Annotated in this window: 25 protein-coding genes; 14 read left to right on the plus strand and 11 right to left on the minus strand. The window is 43.6% G+C overall.

Going from position 1 to position 23,346, the window contains the following annotated elements; all coding sequences use genetic code 11:
- Positions 1-29: 29 nt before the first annotated feature.
- Both ACHKAR_RS00630 and ACHKAR_RS00635 read left to right on the plus strand, forming a co-directional pair.
- Positions 30-1,265: a metallophosphoesterase gene (locus tag ACHKAR_RS00630; RefSeq protein WP_395415755.1), complete on the plus strand. Its 1,236-nt coding sequence runs from the start codon at positions 30-32 to the stop codon at positions 1,263-1,265.
- A 207-nt stretch (positions 1,266-1,472) separates the two neighbouring features.
- Complete coding sequence (locus tag ACHKAR_RS00635; protein WP_395415756.1) at positions 1,473-2,801, plus strand: YihY/virulence factor BrkB family protein; 1,329 nt, start codon at positions 1,473-1,475, stop codon at positions 2,799-2,801.
- Here ACHKAR_RS00635 and ACHKAR_RS00640 read toward each other — a convergent pair.
- The 5 genes from ACHKAR_RS00640 to ACHKAR_RS00660 all read right to left on the minus strand — a co-directional run bounded on the left by ACHKAR_RS00640 (position 2,796) and on the right by ACHKAR_RS00660 (position 6,544).
- Complete coding sequence (locus ACHKAR_RS00640) at positions 2,796-3,290, minus strand: thioesterase (protein ID WP_159580479.1); 495 nt, start codon at positions 3,288-3,290, stop codon at positions 2,796-2,798. The genes ACHKAR_RS00635 and ACHKAR_RS00640 overlap by 6 nt on opposite strands.
- 3 nt (positions 3,291-3,293) lie before the next feature.
- Positions 3,294-4,907, minus strand: a complete 1,614-nt coding sequence (locus tag ACHKAR_RS00645; RefSeq protein ID WP_395415757.1) for a sodium/sugar symporter — start codon at positions 4,905-4,907, stop codon at positions 3,294-3,296.
- Between the two features lie 137 nt (positions 4,908-5,044).
- Entirely contained in the window at positions 5,045-5,554 is a 510-nt protein-coding gene (locus ACHKAR_RS00650) for a hypothetical protein (protein WP_159580475.1), read from the minus strand.
- 12 nt (positions 5,555-5,566) lie between these two features.
- Positions 5,567-5,950: a DUF1987 domain-containing protein gene (locus ACHKAR_RS00655; RefSeq protein ID WP_159580473.1), complete on the minus strand. Its 384-nt coding sequence runs from the start codon at positions 5,948-5,950 to the stop codon at positions 5,567-5,569.
- A 33-nt stretch (positions 5,951-5,983) separates the two neighbouring features.
- Entirely contained in the window at positions 5,984-6,544 is a 561-nt protein-coding gene (locus ACHKAR_RS00660) for a SiaB family protein kinase (RefSeq protein WP_255465129.1), read from the minus strand.
- 432 nt (positions 6,545-6,976) lie between these two features.
- Between ACHKAR_RS00660 and ACHKAR_RS00665 the strand changes: the two genes are divergently transcribed.
- Genes ACHKAR_RS00665 through ACHKAR_RS00675 form a run of 3 tightly spaced genes read left to right on the plus strand, consistent with a single transcriptional unit; the run spans position 6,977 to position 10,412 of the window.
- Positions 6,977-8,878, plus strand: coding sequence for a sensor histidine kinase (locus tag ACHKAR_RS00665; protein WP_159580469.1), 1,902 nt, complete (start codon positions 6,977-6,979; stop codon positions 8,876-8,878).
- A gap of 38 nt (positions 8,879-8,916) precedes the next feature.
- The gene (locus ACHKAR_RS00670; RefSeq protein ID WP_159580467.1) at positions 8,917-10,161 is read left to right on the plus strand and encodes a response regulator; all 1,245 of its coding nucleotides are present in this window, start codon (positions 8,917-8,919) and stop codon (positions 10,159-10,161) included.
- Positions 10,162-10,172: 11 nt separating this feature from the next.
- Complete coding sequence (locus ACHKAR_RS00675; protein WP_159580465.1) at positions 10,173-10,412, plus strand: hypothetical protein; 240 nt, start codon at positions 10,173-10,175, stop codon at positions 10,410-10,412.
- Positions 10,413-10,435: 23 nt separating this feature from the next.
- Here the strand turns inward: ACHKAR_RS00675 and ACHKAR_RS00680 are convergent, their stop codons facing one another.
- The gene (locus ACHKAR_RS00680) at positions 10,436-12,367 is read right to left on the minus strand and encodes a SpoIIE family protein phosphatase (protein WP_395415758.1); all 1,932 of its coding nucleotides are present in this window, start codon (positions 12,365-12,367) and stop codon (positions 10,436-10,438) included.
- Positions 12,368-12,570: 203 nt separating this feature from the next.
- Here ACHKAR_RS00680 and ACHKAR_RS00685 point away from each other — a divergent pair, with 203 nt between their 5' ends.
- On the plus strand, positions 12,571-13,023 hold the full coding sequence (locus ACHKAR_RS00685; RefSeq protein ID WP_159580461.1) for a DUF302 domain-containing protein: 453 nt from the start codon (positions 12,571-12,573) through the stop codon (positions 13,021-13,023).
- An 11-nt stretch (positions 13,024-13,034) separates the two neighbouring features.
- Here the strand turns inward: ACHKAR_RS00685 and ACHKAR_RS00690 are convergent, their stop codons facing one another.
- On the minus strand, positions 13,035-13,559 hold the full coding sequence (locus ACHKAR_RS00690) for a DUF2911 domain-containing protein (RefSeq protein ID WP_395415759.1): 525 nt from the start codon (positions 13,557-13,559) through the stop codon (positions 13,035-13,037).
- A gap of 119 nt (positions 13,560-13,678) precedes the next feature.
- Between ACHKAR_RS00690 and ACHKAR_RS00695 the strand changes: the two genes are divergently transcribed.
- Positions 13,679-13,948: a hypothetical protein gene (locus tag ACHKAR_RS00695; RefSeq protein ID WP_159580457.1), complete on the plus strand. Its 270-nt coding sequence runs from the start codon at positions 13,679-13,681 to the stop codon at positions 13,946-13,948.
- Here ACHKAR_RS00695 and ACHKAR_RS00700 read toward each other — a convergent pair.
- The gene (locus tag ACHKAR_RS00700) at positions 13,937-14,302 is read right to left on the minus strand and encodes a DUF3127 domain-containing protein (protein WP_395415760.1); all 366 of its coding nucleotides are present in this window, start codon (positions 14,300-14,302) and stop codon (positions 13,937-13,939) included. The two genes, ACHKAR_RS00695 and ACHKAR_RS00700, sit on opposite strands and share 12 nt — an antisense overlap.
- Positions 14,303-14,349: 47 nt before the next feature.
- On the opposite strand from ACHKAR_RS00700, the gene ACHKAR_RS00705 reads away from it, so the two are divergent.
- From ACHKAR_RS00705 to ACHKAR_RS00720, 4 genes are all read left to right on the plus strand, one after another.
- Positions 14,350-14,487 (plus strand): hypothetical protein, encoded by a 138-nt coding sequence (locus ACHKAR_RS00705; protein ID WP_185155806.1) that lies wholly within the window; start codon positions 14,350-14,352, stop codon positions 14,485-14,487.
- A 3-nt stretch (positions 14,488-14,490) separates the two neighbouring features.
- Positions 14,491-14,961, plus strand: coding sequence for a DUF2452 domain-containing protein (locus ACHKAR_RS00710; protein WP_395415761.1), 471 nt, complete (start codon positions 14,491-14,493; stop codon positions 14,959-14,961).
- Between the two features lie 80 nt (positions 14,962-15,041).
- Positions 15,042-15,836, plus strand: a complete 795-nt coding sequence (locus tag ACHKAR_RS00715; protein ID WP_395415762.1) for a hypothetical protein — start codon at positions 15,042-15,044, stop codon at positions 15,834-15,836.
- 29 nt (positions 15,837-15,865) lie between these two features.
- Complete coding sequence (locus tag ACHKAR_RS00720) at positions 15,866-16,864, plus strand: YheT family hydrolase (protein WP_395415763.1); 999 nt, start codon at positions 15,866-15,868, stop codon at positions 16,862-16,864.
- Here ACHKAR_RS00720 and msrB (ACHKAR_RS00725) read toward each other — a convergent pair.
- Entirely contained in the window at positions 16,827-17,336 is a 510-nt protein-coding gene (gene msrB / locus ACHKAR_RS00725) for a peptide-methionine (R)-S-oxide reductase MsrB (RefSeq protein ID WP_395415764.1), read from the minus strand. The two genes, ACHKAR_RS00720 and msrB (ACHKAR_RS00725), sit on opposite strands and share 38 nt — an antisense overlap.
- A 78-nt stretch (positions 17,337-17,414) precedes the next feature.
- Here msrB (ACHKAR_RS00725) and ACHKAR_RS00730 point away from each other — a divergent pair, with 78 nt between their 5' ends.
- Both ACHKAR_RS00730 and ACHKAR_RS00735 read left to right on the plus strand, forming a co-directional pair.
- Positions 17,415-18,794: a M16 family metallopeptidase gene (locus ACHKAR_RS00730; RefSeq protein ID WP_395415765.1), complete on the plus strand. Its 1,380-nt coding sequence runs from the start codon at positions 17,415-17,417 to the stop codon at positions 18,792-18,794.
- Between the two features lie 7 nt (positions 18,795-18,801).
- Positions 18,802-20,184: a M16 family metallopeptidase gene (locus ACHKAR_RS00735; RefSeq protein ID WP_395415766.1), complete on the plus strand. Its 1,383-nt coding sequence runs from the start codon at positions 18,802-18,804 to the stop codon at positions 20,182-20,184.
- A gap of 65 nt (positions 20,185-20,249) precedes the next feature.
- Here the strand turns inward: ACHKAR_RS00735 and lhgO are convergent, their stop codons facing one another.
- Both lhgO and msrB (ACHKAR_RS00745) read right to left on the minus strand, forming a co-directional pair.
- Positions 20,250-21,467 carry an L-2-hydroxyglutarate oxidase gene (gene lhgO, locus ACHKAR_RS00740; protein ID WP_159580441.1) on the minus strand — a complete coding sequence of 406 codons (1,218 nt, stop codon included), beginning with the start codon at positions 21,465-21,467 and terminating at the stop codon, positions 20,250-20,252.
- A gap of 124 nt (positions 21,468-21,591) precedes the next feature.
- A complete protein-coding gene (msrB, locus tag ACHKAR_RS00745) occupies positions 21,592-21,996 on the minus strand; it encodes a peptide-methionine (R)-S-oxide reductase MsrB (protein WP_159580439.1) in 405 nt (134 codons plus the stop codon).
- 146 nt (positions 21,997-22,142) lie between these two features.
- Between msrB (ACHKAR_RS00745) and ACHKAR_RS00750 the strand changes: the two genes are divergently transcribed.
- The gene (locus tag ACHKAR_RS00750) at positions 22,143-23,339 is read left to right on the plus strand and encodes an efflux RND transporter periplasmic adaptor subunit (RefSeq protein WP_159580437.1); all 1,197 of its coding nucleotides are present in this window, start codon (positions 22,143-22,145) and stop codon (positions 23,337-23,339) included.
- Positions 23,340-23,346: the final 7 nt, after the last annotated feature.

Genomic DNA, 23,346 nt, shown 5'->3' on the forward strand with positions numbered 1-23,346 from the left:
CCCGATCATTTGATCGGGGCATTTTGCTTATGAGTAGAATTTATTTCTTTGGGATAGCGGCCGTACTCTACATGGCTTTCGATCTATATATTCATCAAGCCATCCGCCTGGTAATCTCAGATTATGAAGTGGTCACCAGAAGGCTGATTTCAGTAGCTTATTTTGGCATATCGGCTGTGCTGTTTGCTGGTATTATGTTTTATGAGCAATTGGATCCGAAGCAGTTTCAAAACCTGAGGCTTTTTATCACCACCGCATTTTTCATCACCCTTATAGGCAAGTTGATTTCAGCTATCTTTTTATTGACTGATGATTTCAGGAGACTGGTCACTTTTGTGATGAATCTGATGCCTTCAAGAGCAGAGGCTCCAAAGGACCTCTCGCGTTCTGAGTTTATTTCAAAGTCGGCCATTATTGCGGGCACGGTTCCGATTGCTGTCTTTAGTTTCGGTATTGTTTCTGGGGCTCACGACTATAGAATCAGAAGGAGAGAAATTGTTTCATCCAATGTGCCTAAAGCATTTGATGGTCTCAGAATTGTTCAGGTTTCAGATATTCATACGGGCAGTTTTTTCAATAAGACAGCTGTAGCGGGTGGAGTGGATCTGATTAATCAACAGAAAGGTGACATGGTCTTTTTCACTGGGGATTTAGTTAACAATCAGAGTGAAGAGGCCAAGCCGTATCTGGATATTTTTAGGAAAATTGATGCTCCGATGGGTGTTTATTCCACCATGGGTAATCATGACTATGGGGATTATAGGAGTTGGGCCAGTCCACAGGCGAAACAAGCAGATGTTTACCAGCTACAGGAGATGCACCGATACATGGGGTGGGACATCCTGCTCAATGAAAACAGGTTGATTAAAGAAGGATCAGATCAAATAGCCATTTTGGGATTGGAAAACTGGGGTGCAGGGCGTTTTTCAAAATATGGAGACCTGGCCAAAACCTACGCAGGCGCAGAGGAGGCCCCTTTCAAGATTTTACTTTCTCATGACCCCAGCCACTGGGATGCACAGGTAAGACCGGAGTACCCGGATATTGACCTGATGCTGGCAGGGCATACGCATGGTATGCAGTTTGGGATTGAAATAGGCGATTTTCGCTGGAGCCCATCCCAGTATATTTATAAGCAATGGGCGGATTTATATAAGAGTGGAAACCAATACTTATACGTCAATAGAGGGTTCGGATTTTTGGGTTATCCGGGTCGTGTAGGGATCTTGCCTGAGATCACAGTACTCGAATTGAAGCATGGATAGGGGTATGCCTAACTTTAGTGGTTATATATCCGGTTAAAATTCCTCATTAGTTGATTTTAGGTGAATCAATTTTTTTAGAACAAACCTCATTAGGTTGTTATGGTGAATATTGCTCATTGCAATTACTTTGAAAAAGAGGCTTATGCCTCTTTTTCTCATTTATTGCGCCCTTATTAATTATCTTGGCGCGTATTTCCGATAAAAAATATGGTTGCCCGGCAAGTCAATAGCATCAAAAATTTCCTGCATGAGGATCTCTGGAAAATAAAACTGGACACACTTCCCAAAAGACGCAGGTTTCTCTATCGTCAGATTAGAATTTGGGTGATCACACTGTCTGAGTTTGAAAAAGACAAGTGTGGGGAAAAGGCCTCTGCGCTGACCTACTTTTCGGTATTGTCTGTAGTACCTGTGGTGGCCATGGCTTTTGGTATTGCCACCATCTTTGGGCTGGAGGATTATCTGAAGAATGAACTGATCAAATATTTTAGCGGTCAGCAGGAAGTTCTGGATTACACCCTGAAGTTTGCCAATAAAATGCTATCCACCTCAAGTGGAGGGATTATATCGGGTATAAGTGCGGTCTTTTTGATCTACGCCGTGGCCAGATTGCTCAACAACATAGAGGTGGCCTTCAATGACATTTGGAATACCCGAAAGGGACGTACCCTCAAGCGGAAGCTTACTGATTATATGTCGGTGATTTTGTTGGGGCCACTGATTCTGATTATGGCCAGCTCAGCGACGGTTTTTATTACCACGAGTATCGAGAGTCTCACAGAGAGTATGGGCATTTTGGGGCTTTTCAGACCGATTATTCTGTTTTTTATCAAGCTGATACCCTACACGCTCATTTGGTTTCTACTCTTTCTCCTCTACATGGTTTTTCCAAATACCTCCGTGAAGATCAAACCAGCTTTGATTGCCGGGGTTTTGGCAGGTACAGCCTATCAGATCACTCAGTTTGCCTGGATAGAGGGGCAGGTTTACCTTTCTCGGTATAGTGTGATCTACGGGAGTTTTGCAGCGCTTCCACTTTTTCTTATCTGGCTTCAGCTGAGCTGGATGATTTTATTGTTTGGTGCAGAGTTTGCCTTTGCGGTACAAAATGTAGGAGGCTGGGCGTACGACAATGAAGAGCTGAAGATGAATTTGAAATCCAAAAGGAAGATGACGCTTCTCGTATTGAGGAGGATAGTGAAGGATTTTCAAAGCAACGATGAACCTGTTTCCTTTGAGCACTTATGTGGCAGCCTGAATATCCCCAGAAGGTTTATACGTGAGATATTGGATGATCTGGAAACGGCCCGGTTGATTGTGAAGATTGCCGATCCTGAAGTTGAGCAGTTTCAGCCTGGTATGGATATCCACAAAATAGATGTGTTTATGGTCTATGATCGTTTGGAAAAATTGGGGATGGATAACCTGCCTCAGGCGTCTGACAATGAGGGCTTTGAAAACATAGAAATTTTACTTTCTGAGGTAGATCAAGCCATCAAAGAGGCACAATCCAACAAGAAAGTGGTTGATTTATGAACGTTGCTTAAAAGACCAGGTAAACTCAAACTCTGAAACCACAGTGCCATCGGCCATCTTCCCAACGGTTTTGAATGTAGCACTTTGAGCCTCACCAGTTGCAATCGCTTGTTCTACAGCATCAAAAGCCTTTTGACAATCATCACAAGTGAAATAGACCCGATCCACGGCTTTTTTCATGAAGCGTGCTTTCAAGTCCACAATGATAAACGCGATCGATGGTTTGTGACCGGCCACTGCCAGTAGACAGGGTGAAGCCGTAGAAAGCTCTGCAGCCATGCTTTGCACCGCGAAATAGGTGCTCTTGAAAGGGTTCTTAGTAAGGTATTTGAAGGGTACTGAAGTCACACAGCGTGTGGTGTCTAATTCTCGAAGCCTCATGCCTGCTATCAGCCCCATGGGAAGCTTAGTGAGCAGGAAAAGCCCAAACTGCCACTTGCTAGTGACTTGTCGTTGGAGCTTTTCCTGCTTTTTAGTAAGTTGAATCATCTGTTACCAGAAAAGTGCATAAAGTACCACTAGAATCAAACTGATAGTAAAAGCACCAATATTGAAAGCTGGTGTGGTTTTAAAGATGTCTTTAGTCAGTTCAATGCCTTTTTCATTGTCTTTTCCTTTACCTCCCAGGTAGCTCACTATGATGATCACCAGCATAGTAAGGAGACAAGTAAGTCCCATCTGGTTCATAAATGGTATGCCCGGTAGGAGTTTGAAAAGCATAGCAATAGGCACAGAAAGAATGGCACCCCAAATGGCAGCTGCATTGGTTGTCTTTTTCCAGAAAAGTCCCAGTAGGAATACCGCAAGAATACCAGGACTTACGATACCCGTATACTCCTGAATGAACTGAAAAGCCTGGTCGATACCTCCAAGAAGAGGTGCCATGATGCAAGCTATAACCAGTGCTATAGAAGCAGAGATTCTACCCATTCTCACCGTCTGGCGATCTGTAGCATCTTTCTTAATATACTGCTTATAGATATCCATCGTGAATATGGTGGATGTAGAATTGAGCATAGAAGCCAATGACGAAACGATGGCTGCAGCCAAAGCTGCGAATGCAACCCCTTTCAACCCAACAGGGAGTAGTTGAAGTAGCCATGGGTATGCCTTGTCTGATTCTCCCGGGCCTGGGATGTTGACCTGCCCTAGTTCACCCAGGCGAGCCATGATTTCCGGGTCATTTACCATCACATACGCAGCAATACCGGGCACTACCACGATGAATGGGATGAGCAATTTCAAAAAGGCTGCCATTACGATACCTTTCTGGGCTTCCTTCAGTGATTTGGCTGCCAGTGTACGCTGAATGATGTACTGGTTGAATCCCCAATAATAAAGGTTAGCAACCCACATACCACCTACCAATACCCAAATGCCGGGCAGGTTGGAAAATTCAGGATTGGACTCATCCAAAATCATGTGAAATCTTTCAGGTACGGCTTCCCATACCTGCTTGAATCCAGCCATCATGCCTGCTCCATCCGAAAGGGTATCCAGTGCCAGATAGGTAGTAAGCAAACCACCCAGTACCAAAAAGACCACCTGCACCACGTCGGTCCAAGCCACAGCAGACAGTCCGCCGTACAATGAATAGGCAGCGGCAAACAATGCCAGCCCCATTACACCGTACATCATAGGCACACCCATGATGGTTTCGAGTGCCAGCGCACCGAGGTAGAGTACTGAGCTCAGGTTGACAAATACATAAAGAGCAATCCAGAAGACTGCAAGAATTGTTTTCAGCTGGGTGCTGTATCTCTTTTCTACAAACTCCGGAATGGTGTACAGTCCTTTTTCTATAAAAATGGGTAAAAAGTACTTTCCTACTATGATCAGGGTGATAGCCGCCATCCACTCATATGAGGCAATGGCTAACCCACTGGCAAAACCAGAGCCGGACATACCGATGAATTGTTCGGCGGAGATGTTAGCTGCAATGAGCGAGGCTCCGATAGCCCACCAGGGGAGTGATTTGCTTGCCAAAAAGTAATCCTCGGCATTTTTTTCATGGCCTTTTTTGTCGCGGGATACCCAAAGACCTATGCCCACAATGAGGAGACAGTAGCTTATGAAAACTATAATATCTACAAAAGAAAATTCCATAAAATTGAATGATTTGAAATAAAACTACGCATGTTAAAGAGTTTTCCAAACATATGCAATATTGAAGTGTTCAGAAGCATGCTTAAGCACCTTATTTAAAAAAAGCATAAACCTTATAGAGAGCTTGCGCCAGACACTTAGCTGTTGGAAGATTTTTCCTGCTTGATAATTTTTCTTTTCTCCTGGTTGAGGAAGAAAGACTCGAGGCCAGATTCGAAAAACTTAAGAATAATGGCGATAAGGCCCTTGGCCATGAGGTCCACGTAGGGGATGGACACATTCGATTCAATAATGTCTTCTAAGAAAAATTCTTCTGAAAGGAAGAGGATGATAGCCAAAGTAAACATGATGGTAGAGGCTTTTCTACCTACTTTCGCTTCAGCCAGGTCTTTAATTGTTTTTTCCAGCTCCAGATTCTTATCCTTGATCTCGTCATTTTGCTCACGGATCTGGATGTTGGCATTATCGAGTTTTTTCTGGAGTCTGTCGGATACCCGGGTGATTACTTTGGCTTGAGCCACCAGGTCTTCATAATCATCAGAGAAGTCCTCAAGGTCTTTTTTATAAATGGCATGAGTATCCAGCCTTACCCTGAAATCTTTGAGTTTCTTTATTTCTTCATGATAAAGCTCTTTGGGTCCTTCCATAAGACTAGATCCTTAGAATTCTTCGATTTCCAGAAAATTGAATTCAAGATCTAATAGGTCTGCATAATCTTCTCCTGCTTCCATCATGTCCTCGTCATCTTCTTCATAGTACCAGTTAATTGTTAAGCCTTTGCCGGATTCTTCTATTCGGCTCAATCGCTTAAATACATCAAACAAACACTTGGATGAGCTAGTATTAAAGTATTCAAAAGAAAAATTTGCTTTAAAATCAGTCAAATCACTTTGGATATACTCATCCAGGTTATCAATGATCTTTTGATAGAAAAGTATAGAATTCTCCGGGCTTGATCGTCCTTTGATCTCAAGTAATCCTTCATCGGGATCGAAATTCACTAATGGAGTAACCCGTGTTGGCTCAATAAAAATCTTTTCCATAAGGTTATTCAGAGCTTTATCTGCTTGTTCTGCCTATACATCTCTAGGCAATCTTACCTGCAATGTAAAATAAGATACATTGTCAGTAACTGGTTGAAATTTATATCTTAATTTTTGTCCTCCTGTTTTTCTGGCGATATCAATGAACCCGAGTCCTCCTGTTCCTTTGTCGGAAAACTCCTGCTCATTTAACGCCTTCTTGTAGAGAGTTCTCAACTCCTCCGGTTCCACAGCGTTAATATCATCCAGTCTTTGCTGTATCTCTGCTGTCCTTTCAGTAGGGATATAGTTACCTGTCTGTAAACTGTAAAACCTCTTTCGCGCGGCTATCAGAATCAGGGCAGATCTGGAGTCATAGCTACTTATTCTGATCTCATCCGCATTGACCTCATCGAGGTGATAATACAGATTTTGAATGCACTCGGTAGCCACGTTGTAAAATTTCTTTTTCACTTTCCGATTCTCCTCAAGTTCTTCTAGTCTTTCTTCAAGTGTCGCAATCATCGAAGTTACTAAGTCAAAGGTCAATTCCCCTTTGTACATCAAAATTATATTTTGATCATATATATTCTTATAACTTCTAAGATAATCCATACTTGATATTGTGATTATTTTACTTTTGAAAAGTAATTACTATTTGCGGATTAAACCAAATGTTTAATTACTTAAAATATTTATAAAAGGTATTTCCCCAAAGTGCTGCTAATTGCCAAGGAGGGGTATTTCTTATTGACTGCAATATAATGCTGATTGAGTCGATTTTTATACCAAGTAAGAGTGAAATAGATATTTTAAGATTGCGTAGATGATAATTTATGGATAAAATGCATGTAGAAATATCACAAATGATCCAGTAGAGATGACTCATTTAGTGATACTTCTAATGGAATGGATTGGTTATTCGCAATCTCTAATTAGATAGCTTTGGGATGTGAACCTTGATTTTGTTATTTACAATTCTAAAAGTTTAACTAAATTTAGACGTAAGCGAAACTAATCTGAAAATCAACCAACCGATAATACATTATGCTAAAGAAGGACCTATATGCTGTGCTATACGCCATTACAGCCCTGGTAGTTGCAGGTACTGTGGCGTATTACATATTTGTGGTGCAAAAGGATGTTATCACTAACTTTAATGAGGATCCTACAATAGTACGGGTTGCTTCCAAGCAATCAGCTATGGGACAGCAGATCGTAAAAACTGCTGTAGGTATGGGTTACTCCAGTACTGAACGAAACTTCTCTATTTTCCAAAGTGAATTAGGAAGAATACTTCCTGAGTGGCGCAAGGGACATAAGGCACTTGTCTCCGGAGATCCTGAGCTGGGATTTGCTGTTCCTTCTACGTCTTCCGATTATCTGGCGCTTCAGGAGGACTTGAAGTTCTTCTATGAACAGATGGATATCAATGCCAGCAACCTTATGGACATTGTCTATACCACGGACGAGAAGGATATCAACTACCTGGCCCTTAGGAGTTCCATAGAGACTCTTATTAATACAGTTAGAAAATATCAGATAGCAACGGATAAAATTGCGGACTATTTTGTTCAGGAGGCTCAGTCCTACAAGACGGGTTTCAGTCTGGTGGAGAAAATCGTATTCGCTGCTTTCCTTGGTATACTTCTCCTTCAGGGGCTGTTTGTATTCAGACCTTTGGTGAAGTTGGCTGGTGATAATTACCTGTCTGCCAACAAGGCCTACGTGAAGGTGAAAAAATCAGAAGAAGAGCTTAAAATCAACTTTAAGAAGCAGAAACTGATTAACAAGAAACTCTATGAATCAAGAAAGGAAATAGAGCTGAATAACCAGAAATTGAAAGAGTCTGAGAGCAAGTTGCTGAAGTCATCTGAGGAGCAGATCAGGATCAATGAGAAGTTGATCAAAGCCCAGGATGAATTGAATCAGGCCTATAAGAGATTGCAGGATTCTGAAGTAGAAATCAGGGAGTTGGCTGATAAGCAATTGCAGGATAACGAGAAACTCTTCCTTGCGGAGAAGAAACTTAAGGAGACTCTGAAAAAGGAACAGAAGTCCAAGGAGGAGCTGAATATGGCTATTCAGTCTCTAAAGGATGCACAGTCGCAGCTTGTTCACTCTGAGAAAATGGCATCTTTGGGGCAGCTTACAGCGGGTATTGCTCACGAGATCAACAACCCTATCAACTTTATCTCCAGTGGTATGGTATCTATCAAGATGTCGATCGAATCTATGCGGGAGATTGCCGAAGAATACTCAAGGCTGGATGAAGGTGCGGATCTGGAGGAAGTCATTGAGAACGTGAAGGAACTCAAAGAAGAGCATGAGTACGAAGAGATCCTCGAAGAGTTGGACGAGCTGATCAAAGACGTAAATTACGGGGTAACCCGAACCATAGAAATCGTAAAAGGTCTGAGGGTATTCTCCAGACTCGATGAAGAGGAGTCTAAAACAGCCAATGTGAATGAGAACATTGATGCCACGCTTACGCTGCTTAGAAATAAAACCAAGAATACCATTAAGGTATCTAAGTACTACGATGAGAAGATGAAGGATATAGAATGTTATCCTGGTCAGCTTAATCAGGTATTTATGAATATCCTGAACAATGGTATTCAGGCCATACCGAAGGAGCGCAAAGACGGAGAGATCACCATTTACACCGAGGAGTTGGATAATGAAGTGGTGGTGAGAATTAAGGATAATGGTGTGGGTATTCCTGAAAAGATTAAGAACAGAATTTGGGAACCTTTCTTTACCACCAAAGCAGTGGGTGTAGGAACAGGGCTGGGAATGTCCATTACCTACGGGATCATCGAAAAGCACAACGGTAAGATAGAGCTTACCAGTGAAGAAGGTAAGGGCACTGAGTTTGTGATCACCTTGCCTAAGAAGATCCAGAAAGTGACAAAAGATCAGAGCACGAAAGTGGCAGAGAGCAAATAATCTTTAATTACAATCAACCTAATTACCTACCCTAGGAGATGGAAGAACTGCAAGATTCACCAGATATAACAACCAGAAGTGAGAAAAAATACTCCCTGCTTTATGTAGACGATGAAGCGACTAACCTGAGGGTATTTAAGTCGAATTTCAGGAAGTTTTTCAAGGTGTTTACCACCACAAACCCTTTTGAGGCGATTGATATACTAAGTGAGAATGAAATCCAGGTGGTGGTCACTGACCAGCGTATGCCTGAGATGACTGGGACGGAGTTCCTCGAGAAGATACTTCCCGACCATCCTGATGTGATTAAGATCATTCTTACCGGGTTTACCGATATTGAGGCCATCAAAGATGGTATCAACAGATGTGGTATATATAAGTACATCACCAAGCCCTGGAATTTTGATGAAATGAAGGGCCTGCTGGACCGGGCTATGGAAACCTACCAGCAGTCTGTAGATAGCGAAGAGCATATCAAGGAGCTAGAGGTGTCCAACGTGGAGTTGGAGCGCAGAGTGAAGGAAAGAACAGAAGAGCTGAACAGCATCAACAAGCGGCTGATAGATAGTATCCGATATGCAGGACTACTTCAGCAGTCGATGCTTCCAAATGAACGCTACCTTAGCCGCATATTTTCTGAGCATTTTGTAATGTATCGTACCAAGTACCTCTTTAGTGAGGAGTTTATCTGGACGACAAGTTTGAATTTCAGATCAGAAGATTACACCGTAATTGCGCTTATTGAGTTTGATGGGAAAGGAATCGTGGGATCACTGAAGACCCTCATCGCGGATTCTATTCTCAATGATTTGATCCAGGATCGGAAGATTTTCCACTCAGGAGATATTATTAAGGAATTGACTCAGGAACTGGATGCCGCGGGCTCTAAAGAACTGGAATGCGACCTTAAGGTTTCCGTAGCACTGTTTGATAACAACGCAAAGACCCTTCAGTTTAGCGGAATCAATCAGGACATGATTATTTTCAATGGAAAGGAAATGGTCGTGTTGGAAGGCGAATCTGAGGAGAATGTGGATGACCTGATGGCTGATAAGATTGAGATTCAGGAGGATGCTACCTACTATATGTTCTCCAATGGGTACTTCAATCAGGAAAATCAGGACGGTGTGAAATTTTCTCAGGAGAAATTTGAAGAGATGATCAAATCCATCCAAAAGAAGACACTCAGTGAGCAGTATAAATTCCTGAATCAGACCATAGACGACTGGATAGGAGAGGGTGGCCTGACAGATGATGTTTCGATTATGGGATTTAAGCTTTAAAGATGGACGGTATGAAAGTAAAGGCAAGCAATTTTAAAAATTGGTGTACTGAAAACATAAGTCCTCAGTCCTGGACCCGAATATGTTTGAAGTGTGTGGATGAAATTCGAGCGAAGGGGTACAACCTGAAACAAATGGAGGATCTGGACCCTGATGTGGATCTGGATGCCGAGCTCCTGACAAGCCTGAGTACTGCACTGGAAACACTCTATGAGATGTCAGTTGATGAAAGTCTGCTGATCAGGTATTGAAAGAAATAGGATTTAAACTTACACTACACCTCAACACCGATGACCACTACATCGTCTGTTTGAGGTGTATTTTTTTTCCATGATCTAAAGGCATTTTCCAGGTCCTTGATTTGATCACTCATAGGTTTTTCAGAGATGTCTTCAATGAGCTTTTTGAAGTTTTTACTTAGGAACTTCTTATCATGCTCTCCGCCGAACTGATCTTGAAAGCCATCTGATGAAAGGTAAATTTTATCACCTTCTTCCAGCTGTACTTCTTCTTTATTCAGCTTGCCTGCCACCTCTTTTTCGTCACCTTCTATACCACCAATCATAAACTTAGGGCTCTTGTATGTGATGAGCTCATTGGTTCCTTTCTTAATGAGATAAAGTGGTATCCCCGCTCCGGCAAATTCCATTTTCAGATCGTCCAGATTGATGATGCAGATGCCTATCTCCAGGCCATCCTGGTTCTGGTTTTCATCACGCTTCAGTTCAAATTTGATAACCTTGTCCAATCGGGCCAGGATCTTATTTGGATCGATGTAATTTTGATAATACACGATGTTGGTCAGCTGGTTACTCCCCATAATAGACATGATGGCTCCCGGTACACCATGGCCAGTACAGTCCGCACAGGCGATGATGAGGTACTCATTTCTACCTTGTCTGACCCGCTCAAACCAGTAAAAGTCTCCACTTACTACATCTTTTGGTTCGTAGAAAACAAAGGCATCTTTCACTAACTTGGAGAGGACAGTGATCTCTGGTAGAATAGATCGCTGAATTCTTTGGGCATAGATGATACTGTCTGACACCTGCCTGTTGGCTTGCTCCAGCAATTGTTTCTGAGCGACCATCTCATTTTTCTGGTGTTCCAGCTTATCATTTAGCTTCTTTTGCTCATCCAGACGCCTGATCAGCACCTGTGAAGCGTTTGAGAGTTGTGAAGCGAGCTTGCCTACCTCATCATTGGAGGTGATTTTGATTTCGGCCGAGAGATTTCCCTTACCCAGATCCTCTGCGATTTTACTCAGTTTTACGATGGGTCTCACGAAAATATTAGCCACGATCAGTGCGAGTATGATGGAGGCACCCAAGGCCAGTAAGATCACCCACAAGAGTTTTTTCTGAATTTCGGCGAGAGGTAGCAGGGCCTCTTCTTTCCCTATGCTCACCACGAGCGTCCAGTCGTTACCGACATTGTTTAGATAGCCTTGCTCTTTTGCGACAAAGAGAAACTGGTCTTCTGTCTCGATGCGCTCCACACGGGCAGAGGCATTTTTTACCTTTTGGATCAGGTCAAAATCAGCAAATTTATCCTCCAAGACAGTCTTACTCTCGTCCTGAGTGTATAGAATGATGCCACCCTCATCCAGGAGGGTTACACTCAGCTGTCTCTCGTTTTCTCCAAGAGAGATGTCACCCATAAACTTATAGAGCTCGTCAACCAGAATACTCCCAACCAGCACACCCTTTGGCTCTCTGGTTTCAGGATCCTTCACCACAGTGGCGAAATTCATTACATTCAGCTCTGTGGATTCTGATCTGTCTACATCCACCACCGCATCTATAGTAGGTGATATCTTGGTCCAGTAAGTGCTCAATGAGTGTGTTTTTCCCACAGAAAGTGACTTACTATCCGCGATTCTCAAGCGGTCATTGTTGAAAAAGGAAAAGCTAGCGTACAGGTCATTGAGGCTTTCCAGTTCCTGCAACTTGCGGGTGAGGTCAGCTTGTGAGATGTTGTCTTGTCTGAAGTAAGGGTCGGTCGCAGCTATTTTCAGTTCATTCAGTCTGGAGTAGACGAACCGCTCTATGTTGGAAATGGTTTGCTCGGATTGTTTGGTGACATTGGATAAAAGCTCCTCAGAAAAAGTGCGCTCCAGTTCCCGGTTTACAAAGAAGTAAAGCACCGAAGAGGTGAAAAAGACTAGAGAGACACAGAGAAGGGTGAGCTTGGCATATATGTTCATAGAAATTGCTTTGATCCATTTTAGCAAAAATAAATGTACTTTAAAAAAATCCACTGGAATGAATCTTTTTATTAAATCATTCAAAGATTTTCAAACCCGATAAAAAAAGTCACATTTTGACAATTATTTGGCCAATTACTTTTCCCAGACCCTAAGATTTCCTTTTTTAGCAAATGGTTAATGCTCTTTTGGGCACCTTTTACATGTTAAAGTTCATTTGTTGTGCGTTTTTGATCTTTGGCTTTCAGCTTTCTTACAGTCAAAATTTATCGGTTTTCAGAACCGAGAAAAGTGTTGACGAAACGGTTGCTAAGATTTTGGAGATTATTGATTCTAAGGAAGAATTGATCTTTTTTGAAGTAGTGTCTCACGATGGCATTGCCAAAGAAAGAGGTTTGAAACTACCACCGACCAGAAGTATCCTGTTTGAAGATCCCACTCTAACTACCACTTTAATCAACTGTCAGCAGACTGCTGCGCTTGACCTGCCCCTTGAAATAATCGTATGGGAGGAGTTTGGAGATGTCTATTTGGGATTTATGGATCCCAAGTTTATGAAGAGACGTTTCATGATTAACGAATGCGATGAGACCATTCAGGCGCTGGGAGATCTGATGATCAGAGTGACCATGGATGCCATTCGTGAGTTAAAATAAAGAGCAGGACGCTACGGCGTATCAATTGTTAATTCGTAGGATAGCTCTTCCCAATCAAAGGTGAGTGCATTTTTCGTTAGGGTAAACTTCATTCGTTCGTCGAAATCCGATTTACTTGGAGTAACAATCAGTCTGAAAATATCCTTGTTTTGATTGTAGTTGTAGGAGCCCCATTGATCCCATTCTTCATTAAATATGATGGTCCAGGTACTATCCGTTGGGATTGTGAAAATGGCATATGTGCCTTTGGGTAGCGTCTCTCCATTAATCCGGATATCCCCAGAGGTGTTTAGAAAGGTTGCCTTATTAGCTCCTGTGCGCCAGATTTCATTATATGGAACCAGCTCACCCCAGATTTTTCGTTTCTTCACCCCCGGACTGCTATATTCAACATTGATCGAAACCCCATTTACCTGTACAGAGTCGCTGGCGGGAGGGGAAGGTCTGTGTTCTGCTTTACTGTTACAGGAGGTGGTAAGTAAGCCCAGGCTGAAAGCAAGTACGGCTAATCTTATTTGTGATCTGATTTTGGACATTTTCATGTTCTTAAACGGGCACTTGCTCAATAGGTTGTTGGTTTAAATGATTGATAATAAGTACGTTAAGCAATTGGGTATATTTTTTGTTATTCCAATAGAAACAAACAGAAACACTCATGGGAATCATAGGCATCGACATTCCTCAACTTAACGAAGAACAGGACATAGAAGTTGAGGTACGGGTAAATGGTATCAAAAAGCAATATAACTATCGCGTTGAGATTTTCTATTGGGATCAATGTCCTTTTCCCACAGAAGATCGGGTGGAGTGTATTCGCCAACTTGTCAACAGTTATGACCGTGACTGGGACCTTGCACACCTTGGATTGCCTACCGACGACTATATTCCCATAACGTTCAGGAAAAAGCGCAATTTAAAAGGGTAGGTCTTCATCAGAAGAGAAGTCTTCCTTCATCCACCCTTCATCGGTTTGTGGCGGAGGAGGCGTATCTGCTGAGCCTGATTTTTTATCGAGTCTCCATGCCTGGAGGCTGTTGAAGTATTTGGTACCTCCTTTTGGGTCATTCCACTTTCTTCCCTTCAGGTTGAATGAAATGGTCATTTCATCTCCTACTTCAAAACCGTCTAATTGCTGACAGTTGGTCTGGATGAGTTCAAATTTTAAAAACTCCGGGTATTGCGGATTTTCCGCATACTCCACTACAAATTCTCTTTTCTTGAAAGAGTCCGTTACATCCTGGGTAGGTGATTTCTCGATTAATTTACCGTCTATCGTCATATCTTATCTTAAAACTATTCCTCAAATTTGCAGTTCACTTGATGGATATGAAAAGATCTAAGAAGGTTTTTTTTATTGTGGCACTTATATTTCTCATGATCATGATGGCTATCGGCTATGATATGAGCAGAAGAACCACCTGGCCGGGAGCAAAAAAGAGCTTACCCGAGCGTATAGCGGAATAAAAGATGCAAGCAAACAAAATTGATGTCTCCAAAATAGATATGGAGAAGGAGCGTGAAAAAATCACTGATTTTCCAGGGTTAATCGCATTTGCTCACACAGTGGGCAGTGCACTTATCAAGCCTGAGGACAAAGGAAAAATAAAAGGCCAGGCCCTGGCAGCCATGCATGATCAAACAGACCGGCAGTTTAGGCAGGTCATGGACCAGATGCGGGTGCTTATGGAGCAGGCCCATGAACTCAAAATGCGAGTAAAGGTCTCCGAACGAATTTATCAGTCTACTCTGAATTTCACTCCGGTTATACATCAGGTTTACCACCTGTACAGGAGAAAAGACGGAAGCGATTTTCTTTCCATGATAGCGCCTGCTGAGTGGGGACGTAAGCTGCCTTTTGAAAAACATGAAGCTTCTGTTCGGCTCCTTTCGGATCATACCTGGGAAGTATTGGAGGATCATTTGGAAGATGAAAGTTAAAATTTCCGTATCTGTCTTCAGGTTTTTGTACATTCATATTGTTTAATTACTGTTTAGTTGTTCACCTACCTGTCAGTCAGATGAAAAGATCTCATTCCATTTCCTTTATCCTCCTATTGATTGTTGTGTCATGCTCGTCCGAAAAGGAGAGCGATTTAAAGAAAGATTGTTCAGGGTCGGATCTCGTGGTGAGCATTGTTTCCGTGGAGCCTACCACATGCTCAGACAAGGGAGGTCTGATAGCTAGTACTACTGGTGGCGAGGGAGCTGTGACCTTTAGTATAAATGGTGCGGACTTTCAGCAAGAGGGCACCTTTGATGCCTTGTCTGCTGGCAATTATACCGTTACTGCGATGGATCAGAATGGCTGTACCGCAACTGTCAGTACGAATATTGATTCTGAGAGTGGAGGGGTGACGCTTGCTGTTGCAAGCCAGTCTTCAGCTGGTTGTGGTTCATTTAACGGCTCGGTTTCCCTGGGAGCCGCATCCGGTAATGGGGATTATACTTATAGCAAGGATGGCAGTACTTTTCAATCGTCTTCCGAATTTGACGGACTTGCAGCCGGGGATTACACTTTTTCTGTTAAGGATGAAAGCGGATGCGTAGCTTCTGTTTCTGCCACCATAGACACGGGTGTCAGTCTTGATGCTGATATTATGCCTATCATCAGTGCCAACTGCGCTGTGCAAGGGTGTCATGGAGATGTTCAGTCACCGCTGCTTACGAGTAAGGCTTTGGTTATCGGGCAGGCAGCTCGCATCAAGGTTAGAACCAATGCCGGACAGATGCCGCCAGCCGGAAGGCCAGATCTCACTCAGCAGCAAATAGACCTGATTGCTTGCTGGGTAGAAGATGGTGCCCTGGATAACTAGTACGGCCCGAACTCGGATAAATAATGTGAATGCCTGTTATTAAGAAATCGGAATACAAGAAACCGCCATTTTACCTTTTCAATGCTCACCTTGAGACCATTGTGCCCTCCATGTTCTTTAAGGAGCCCGGCGACCTCTATGAGCGCGAACGACTTGAGCTTGGGGATGGAGATTTTTTGGATTTAGACTGGATCAAAAACAACAAAAACAGGTGTATTGTGATTACTCACGGACTTGAAGGTGGATCGGAAAGGTACTATGTCAAGCGCACTGCCAAATTTTTTAGAGATCGGGGATGGGACGTTATGGCATGGAACTGCCGGAGCTGTAGTGGAGAGATGAATCGTTTGCCCCGATTCTATCATCATGGCGACACAGAAGACCTGTCAGTGGTCATTGATCGGGTGATGGAGGAAGGTTACGAATCGGTGGTGCTGGTGGGATATTCCATGGGTGGAAGCATGAGCCTGAAATACCTCGGTGAGCAGTCACGAGCTTCCGAGATCAAGGGTGGTGTTTTCTTCTCCGTACCCTGTGACCTACGGGACAGTGCGATCCAACTTCTAAAAAGGGAGAATAGACTCTATGAGCAGCGTTTTTTGAAGAAGCTGGTGGAGAAAATCAGGATCAAGGCTGAGGCTCACCCAGGGGTGGTTTCTTCAGAGGGGCTAGATTCACTGCAAGATTTTGACACTTTTCATGACAGATACACGGCTCCCCTTCATGGCTTTCAGAGTAAGGACGATTTTTTTGCATCTGCTACGTGCGATCAATACTTACCAGGCATAAGCGTACCGGTGTTGATAGTGAATGCTCAAAACGATCCCATGTTGGGCCCTGCCTGTTCGCCTTATGACATAGCTCATCAAAGCGAATTTGTTTACCTGGAAACACCCAAAAAGGGAGGGCACGTTGGATTTACCTTGCCGGGAAATGCCTACAGTTATATGGAGAAGCGGGCAGAGGCGTTCATCCACGAGCAGCTCGGAATCAGTCCTTCGGTTGAAAATTCAGAGATACAGAGTTGATGCAGTACCTCAAACCTGTGGGTTTGGGGCCATCAGGGAAAATATGTCCTAGGTGACCACCACATCTGGCACAATGCACTTCGGTGCGAGCCATCCCGTATGAAGAGTCTTTTTCTTCCCCTACATTTGACTTTGCCAGAGGCTCATAGAAACTCGGCCACCCTGTACCGGATTTGAATTTGGTCTCAGAGCTGAATAGAGGTAGGTCACAGGCTTTACACACATAAGTTCCTTCTTTTTTATGATCCCAATAGGCTCCTGTAAAAGCACGCTCTGTGCCTTGCTCTCTCATTACATAATAGGCTTCCGGTGAAAGTCTTTGCTTCCATTCCGAATTTGCTAGTTTAATTGGGATGATATCACTTTCTGTAGTTTTCTCCTGGCCGCTCTCATTAGCTGTTTTTTCCTGGGCGCATGCCTGGCTGAGGATTCCAAGGATAATTACCGTACTTAATAATTTTAATCCGTTCATAAAAAGTCTGACAAGTGAGATTTGTGATTTGTTACCTTTAACAAGAAACACGCTACTAAAAGTTTAAATTTTTTCAATATGAACAAAATATGCAAATGGACAGGTGTGGTGCTGGTGTCTCTGATGTTTGGGTGCAATCCCCAAAAGGCAGAATCCCCTCAGGACTATTCATACCAAGTGCCAGTAGATTATTATAAGCTCAACAACGGGTTGAAAGTGGTTTTTTCTCAGGATAAAACTGCTCCGACTGTGGTTGTGGCGGTGTATTATAACATTGGGTTCAGGATCGAACCCCAGGATCGAACAGGTTTTGCTCATCTTTTTGAACACATGATGTTTCAGGGATCAGAGAACTTAGGCAAAATGGAGTTTGTGAAACTGGTACAACAAAATGGGGGAGTCCTCAATGGATCTACCAGATTCGATTTCACCAATTATTTTGAGATTTTGCCGGCGCACAAACTACAGACTGCCTTGTGGGCAGAGGCAGACAGAATGAGCGGTTTGGCCATCACTGAGGATAACCTGATCAACCAACAGGGAGTAGTGAAGAATGAGGTAAAAGTTAATGTACTGAACCAACCCTATGGAGGATTTCCCTGGTTGGATATGCCACAGTACGCCAATGAAAACTGGTATAATGCACACAACTTTTATGGAGACCTGGAAGATCTGGATGCAGCCACTCTTGAAGATGTGAAAAGCTTTTTTGATACCTTCTATGCTCCTAATAACGCAGTACTGGTGGTAGTAGGGGATTTTGAGAAGGACGAGACCAGACAATGGATTCAGGAGTATTTTGGTGACTTGCCTTCAGCTGAGTTGCCTCCGGTAGCGGATATTTCAGAGCCTAAGCAAACAGCCGAGAAGGTGTTTACCAAACCAGATAAGCTGGCCACTCGCCCTGCATTGGCCTTTGCCTATCACATGCCAGAGCGCAATACGCCAGAGTATTATGCCATGGGATTAATTGATCAACTCTTGCTGCAGGGAGACGATGCGTTGCTAAATCAGCGCTTTGTAAAGGAAAAAGGATATACAGGATCTGTGGATGGAGGGATCAACTTGCTCGGAAACATGTTTAACTATAATGGTCCGATGTTGTGGATGGGGTCACTCATTCATGATGCGGAAGTACCCTCCGATAGCATTACTGCAGTGTTAAATCAGGCGATTGATGAGTTCACCTCTAAGGAAGTGACTCAGGCAGATTTAGATCGGGCATTGATCAAAATGAGGTCGGATCTTTACTCCAATTTGGGAGGTTTTTTCGGATTTGGGCGCGCTGACCTTTTGGCTTCTTTTGCTCTTTTCGATGATGACCCGGGAAGAATTAACCTTCTGGAAGGCGAGTTCAGGAAAATAACTCCTGAAATATTGAAACGTACGGCAGAGGAATACCTCGTGCCTGAAAATCGAACGATTTTGATTTTGGAACCTACTACTGAAGAAAATTGATAAGGTCATGAAGCGCATTACATTATATTTATTCAACATCGTTATTTGCCTGGCAGTGTTTGCTCAAAAACAAACACCACCTGCCGGAGGAACTCCAAAGGATTTTACCCTTCCAGAGAAAACCACTTTCCAATTGGACAATGGTTTGACTGTGGTGATGATCCCTTACGGAAAACTTCCGAAGGTGACTGTGAGTGCTGTGGTGAAAACCGGCAATATTCATGAAGGGGAAGGGCAAATATGGCTGGCAGATATTACTGCTGATCTGATGCAGGAGGGCACTACCACCCGCACAGCTCAGGAGGTATCACTGGCTGTCGCTAATATGGGTGGTCAGATCAATATAGGAGTAGGCCCCAATCAGACCACAGCGTCAGGAGAGGTGCTTTCCGAATTTGGTGCTGACCTTGTAGGCCTGATCGCCGAGGTGTTGCAGCAGCCGGCTTTTCCAGGGGGAGAACTCAGCAGATTGATCAATGACAGGAAACGAGACCTGAGTGTTCAGATGTCCAGGCCGCAGCCTCAGGCTAGTGAGAAGTTCAATAAGATTATATATGGAAATCATCCTTATGGAGATATCTATCCAACAGAAGAAATGCTGGATAGCTACACCATTGATGATGTACGAAAATTTTACAGCGACAATTTTGGAGCTCAGCGTACGGTGGTTTATGTAGCTGGCGTTTTCAATGAGGCTGAGATGAAGGAGGCAGTAACCAAAGCCTTCTCGGAGTGGGTCACAGGCCCTGCTGTGAGCTTTGATGTACCTGAGGCTGTGGCTAAGCCCGGTGTGGAAATTCTGGATAGGGCAGATGCTCCCCAGTCTACTATCATCATGGGTCTGCCTGTGGTAGATCCTTCGCATCCGGATTTCATTCCACTTTCTGTGACCAATTATTTGTTGGGGGGTTCTTTTGCCTCCAGGATCACCTCGAACATTAGGGAAGACAAAGGCTATACATACTCACCCAGAAGTACAGTAGATACCAGGTATGGAGCTGCCACCTGGTATGAAATGGCCGATGTGACTACTGATGTTACAGGGCCTTCTCTCAAGGAGATTTCATATGAGATCAATAAGCTCAGGAGTGAGGTTCCGGGAGTTGAAGAATTGGACGGTATTAAGAATTATAGAGCAGGGATATTTGTTTTACAAAACTCATCTCCTGGCGGAATTATCGGTCAGCTCTCGTTTCTAGACCTGTATGGCCTGGATGACTCATACCTCACCGAATATGTAAAGAACGTTTATGCCGTCACACCTGAGCAGGTGACTGAGATGACTCGTAAGTACCTGGATTATGAGAAAATGACCATCGTGGTGGTAGGAGATAAAAAGGTGATTGAAAAGCAGATAGAAGACTATCAAAACGCTTTGGACAATTTCTGAAAAGAGGCTTCATAAGTGTTGCTAAGAAAGGAAAGGCCCTCCATCAACAATGGAGGGCCTTTCTTTTAACTCTTCTCTACTGTCACTTTCTCAAATCGTTTCAAGGCCAGCCCTGCTACATGTTCGCCGATGGCCAGCGACGAGGTGGCTGCCGGAGAGGGTGCATTGCCTACATTGATCACTTTATCGCTTTCCAAGATCAAAAAATCATCGATCAGGCCACCTTCACGGTCACAGGCTTGTGCCCTCACACCAGACCCACCCGGTTCTAGGTCATTTTTTTGTATTTCTGGTAGTAGTTCCTGGAGGGCTTTGGTGAATGCTGACTTGGAATAGGACCTGTAAAATTCACCCAATCCGGTTTTCCAGTACTTCCCGGCTACTTTTCTGAATCCTTTCCACCCCAGTGTGCCCGCCAATTCACCCAGGTTAATGTCAGATTTGGTGTAACCTTCTCTTCTGTAGGCCAGCACTGCATTTGGACCAGCCTCAATGCCGCCACCGATCATTCGGGTAAAGTGCACCCCAAGAAAAGGGAAATTGGGGTCCGGTACAGGGTAGATGAGGTTTTTTACCAGGTGTTCTTTCTCCTTTTTGAGCTTGAAGTACTCACCGCGGAATGGAATGATCCGATAGTTCACAGGTACGCCGGTGAGCTTAGCTACTTTGTCCGAAAACAGGCCAGAGCAGTTGATGACCAGACGGGCTGTCAGGGTTTGATGCTGGGTGATCACCTGAATGAAGCCTTTGTTTTCCTGTATGTCCAGAACCTTATTGTCAGGAAAGATGTCGCCACCAAAATGCCGGATTTTTTCTGCATACTTAGCTGCGACGGCTTTGTAGTCTATGATTCCAGTCTGAGGAACATGAATACCCTCAATGCCATTCACATGGGGCTCGTAATCGTTTAATTCCTCTTTATTGAGTTTTTTCATCCCGGTGAGGCCGTTTTGGATGCCTCGCTCATAGAGCATGTTTAGTGTGGTGATTTGCTCTTCGTTGGTGGCCACTACTATCTTGCCACAGAGCTCGTAGGGGATTTCTTCTTCGTCGCAAAACTTGATGAGTTTATGGTATCCATCCACACAGTTTTTGGCCTTCAGACTACCAGGCTTATAATATAGTCCTGAGTGGATCACACCACTATTATGTCCCGTTTGGTGGGTAGCCAGCCCTTTTTCTTTTTCCACTACGGCTACACGCAGTTTGGGATTGCTTTCTTTGATTTTGAGGGCAGATGCCAGGCCAACGATGCCTCCCCCAATTACGACTACATTATACATGCCTTTTCATACAGTTTGAACAGGCAAATATGTCGATTTTGATTTATTCTGGAACTTGGGTGGGGTGATTTTTATTCTCTGCCGCAAGAAGGGGGCAAGCCCTTCTTACGATGCAGATAAGCTATTATTCCTCCGCTTTGAAGTTGAGGGAGATGCTATTCATACAGTAGCGCTCTCCTGTGGGCTGTGGGCCATCGTGAAAGACATGCCCCAGGTGTCCACCGCATCGGGCACATTCCACCTCAGTGCGCACCATTCCAAATGATTTGTCCATTTTGAGTACTACAGAGTCTTTGGAGTAGGGTTCGAAAAAACTTGGCCAGCCCGATCCGGAATCGAACTTGGTGTCTGATTTGAATAATGGATTGCCGCAGGCAGCGCATTCATATATGCCATCAGCTTTATTATTGAGTAACTGCCCGGTAAATGCCCGCTCTGTACCCTTCTCTCTGAGTACGTGATATTGCTCAGGGGTGAGCTTCTCACTCCAGTCAGCATCGGTTAAATCTATTTTCTCTGGTTTGCTCATAATTCGATTAGTTTTGCCTCTTATTATACTCAATAACAGTTCAAAGTGTTTTTTCTTCCGTTCATCAAGTAAGCCTATTTTTTTGCAACAAAAGATGAAGAAATCCTTTTAACACATTTGACTTATCACAATCTATTAAAACTAACATGAAAAAAAGACAATGGATGATCCTTGGGATCACATTGGGGGTCTTGGTATTGGCTTTCGGCATGAGCTTTTTCTTTGCAGGACAAAAGGAAGCCCCGGAGATGAAAAAACCACCCGTAGTAAAGAAGTATGTCAAGACAGTTCCTGTTTCTTATGAGGACATCCAAACCCATGTAATGGCCTTTGGAAGGGTACAAACGGCTCAGTCTCTGGACTTGTTGTCAGAAGTTTCAGGGCGAATGTTTGAAGGTCAGGTGAGACTCAAGGAAGGGCAGAATTTCCGAAAGGGCACTTTGCTCTTCTACATAGACGATAAAGAAGCTACGCTCACTCTGAAGTCTCAAAAGAGCAATTTTCTCAGGGACATTGCGGCCATACTGCCTGATATGAAGATAGATCACTCTGGCAATTTTGAAGCCTGGGAGGCCTATTTCGCTTCTATAGATATTAACAAGGACTTACCTGAGTTGCCAGAGGCGAAATCTGAAAAGGAGAAAACCTTCATGGCTACCAAAGGGATCTATTCCACTTTTTACACCATCAAAAGTGCAGAGGAGCGATTGAAGAAGTATCGTTATTACGCGCCTTTCGATGGGAGTATCTCTGAAGTGAATATGGAATCAGGAGCGTTCATTAACCCTGGCACCAAGATTGGGACCATCATCAAGACAGGCTCGCATGAGCTGAAGGTATCTGTAGAGACCAAGGACATCCCATGGGTGCAGCTGGGCACTCCGGTTGAAATTTATTCGGAAGAAACCCAGCAGAGCTGGGCTGGAGAGGTGATACGAATGAGTGATTTTGTAAATCAAAATACCCAATCTGTAGATGTCTTTATTTCTATAGAGCCAGGAAAGCAGAAGATTTATGATGGTCAGTTTATACAGTCCGCCATTCCTGCCAGGAAGGTGGAAAACGGGATGATTATTCCCAGAAGTGCACTTTACAACTCCAATGAGGTTTTTGTGGTGGAAGACACGCTGCTGAAGGTCAAGCAGGTTTTTGTGCATCGTACCATGGATGAAAATGTAATCATCAGCGGGCTCGAGGTAGGTGAGGACCTGGTGGTAGAGCCACTGGTGAGTGCTCACAATAATATGATCGTGTTTAAGCTTGAGCAGAAAGACATAGATCGTGAAACCGGAGCGCCAGATTCTACTAACCCTCCAGTAGGTGGAAACCTTGGATCTAACTAAAAATTCA

Origin of the sequence: Marinoscillum luteum, from assembly GCF_044005705.1 — a bacterium.
Classification (GTDB): Bacteria; Bacteroidota; Bacteroidia; order Cytophagales; family Cyclobacteriaceae; genus Marinoscillum; species Marinoscillum luteum.

Excerpts from the sequence above, each read along its gene's own strand:
- ACHKAR_RS00630 (WP_395415755.1), top strand. The coding sequence starts at position 30 with ATGAGTAGAATTTATTTCTTTGGGATAGCGGCCGTACTCTACATGGCT.
- ACHKAR_RS00635 (WP_395415756.1), top strand. The coding sequence starts at position 1,473 with ATGGTTGCCCGGCAAGTCAATAGCATCAAAAATTTCCTGCATGAGGAT.
- ACHKAR_RS00640 (WP_159580479.1), bottom strand. The coding sequence starts at position 3,290 with ATGATTCAACTTACTAAAAAGCAGGAAAAGCTCCAACGACAAGTCACT.
- ACHKAR_RS00645 (WP_395415757.1), bottom strand. The coding sequence starts at position 4,907 with ATGGAATTTTCTTTTGTAGATATTATAGTTTTCATAAGCTACTGTCTC.
- ACHKAR_RS00650 (WP_159580475.1), bottom strand. The coding sequence starts at position 5,554 with ATGGAAGGACCCAAAGAGCTTTATCATGAAGAAATAAAGAAACTCAAA.
- ACHKAR_RS00655 (WP_159580473.1), bottom strand. The coding sequence starts at position 5,950 with ATGGAAAAGATTTTTATTGAGCCAACACGGGTTACTCCATTAGTGAAT.
- ACHKAR_RS00660 (WP_255465129.1), bottom strand. The coding sequence starts at position 6,544 with ATGGATTATCTTAGAAGTTATAAGAATATATATGATCAAAATATAATT.
- ACHKAR_RS00665 (WP_159580469.1), top strand. The coding sequence starts at position 6,977 with ATGCTAAAGAAGGACCTATATGCTGTGCTATACGCCATTACAGCCCTG.
- ACHKAR_RS00670 (WP_159580467.1), top strand. The coding sequence starts at position 8,917 with ATGGAAGAACTGCAAGATTCACCAGATATAACAACCAGAAGTGAGAAA.
- ACHKAR_RS00675 (WP_159580465.1), top strand. The coding sequence starts at position 10,173 with ATGAAAGTAAAGGCAAGCAATTTTAAAAATTGGTGTACTGAAAACATA.
- ACHKAR_RS00680 (WP_395415758.1), bottom strand. The coding sequence starts at position 12,367 with ATGAACATATATGCCAAGCTCACCCTTCTCTGTGTCTCTCTAGTCTTT.
- ACHKAR_RS00685 (WP_159580461.1), top strand. The coding sequence starts at position 12,571 with ATGTTAAAGTTCATTTGTTGTGCGTTTTTGATCTTTGGCTTTCAGCTT.
- ACHKAR_RS00690 (WP_395415759.1), bottom strand. The coding sequence starts at position 13,559 with ATGTCCAAAATCAGATCACAAATAAGATTAGCCGTACTTGCTTTCAGC.
- ACHKAR_RS00695 (WP_159580457.1), top strand. The coding sequence starts at position 13,679 with ATGGGAATCATAGGCATCGACATTCCTCAACTTAACGAAGAACAGGAC.
- ACHKAR_RS00700 (WP_395415760.1), bottom strand. The coding sequence starts at position 14,302 with ATGACGATAGACGGTAAATTAATCGAGAAATCACCTACCCAGGATGTA.
- ACHKAR_RS00705 (WP_185155806.1), top strand. The coding sequence starts at position 14,350 with ATGAAAAGATCTAAGAAGGTTTTTTTTATTGTGGCACTTATATTTCTC.
- ACHKAR_RS00710 (WP_395415761.1), top strand. The coding sequence starts at position 14,491 with ATGCAAGCAAACAAAATTGATGTCTCCAAAATAGATATGGAGAAGGAG.
- ACHKAR_RS00715 (WP_395415762.1), top strand. The coding sequence starts at position 15,042 with ATGAAAAGATCTCATTCCATTTCCTTTATCCTCCTATTGATTGTTGTG.
- ACHKAR_RS00720 (WP_395415763.1), top strand. The coding sequence starts at position 15,866 with ATGCCTGTTATTAAGAAATCGGAATACAAGAAACCGCCATTTTACCTT.
- msrB (WP_395415764.1), bottom strand. The coding sequence starts at position 17,336 with ATGAACGGATTAAAATTATTAAGTACGGTAATTATCCTTGGAATCCTC.
- ACHKAR_RS00730 (WP_395415765.1), top strand. The coding sequence starts at position 17,415 with ATGAACAAAATATGCAAATGGACAGGTGTGGTGCTGGTGTCTCTGATG.
- ACHKAR_RS00735 (WP_395415766.1), top strand. The coding sequence starts at position 18,802 with ATGAAGCGCATTACATTATATTTATTCAACATCGTTATTTGCCTGGCA.
- lhgO (WP_159580441.1), bottom strand. The coding sequence starts at position 21,467 with ATGTATAATGTAGTCGTAATTGGGGGAGGCATCGTTGGCCTGGCATCT.
- msrB (WP_159580439.1), bottom strand. The coding sequence starts at position 21,996 with ATGAGCAAACCAGAGAAAATAGATTTAACCGATGCTGACTGGAGTGAG.
- ACHKAR_RS00750 (WP_159580437.1), top strand. The coding sequence starts at position 22,143 with ATGAAAAAAAGACAATGGATGATCCTTGGGATCACATTGGGGGTCTTG.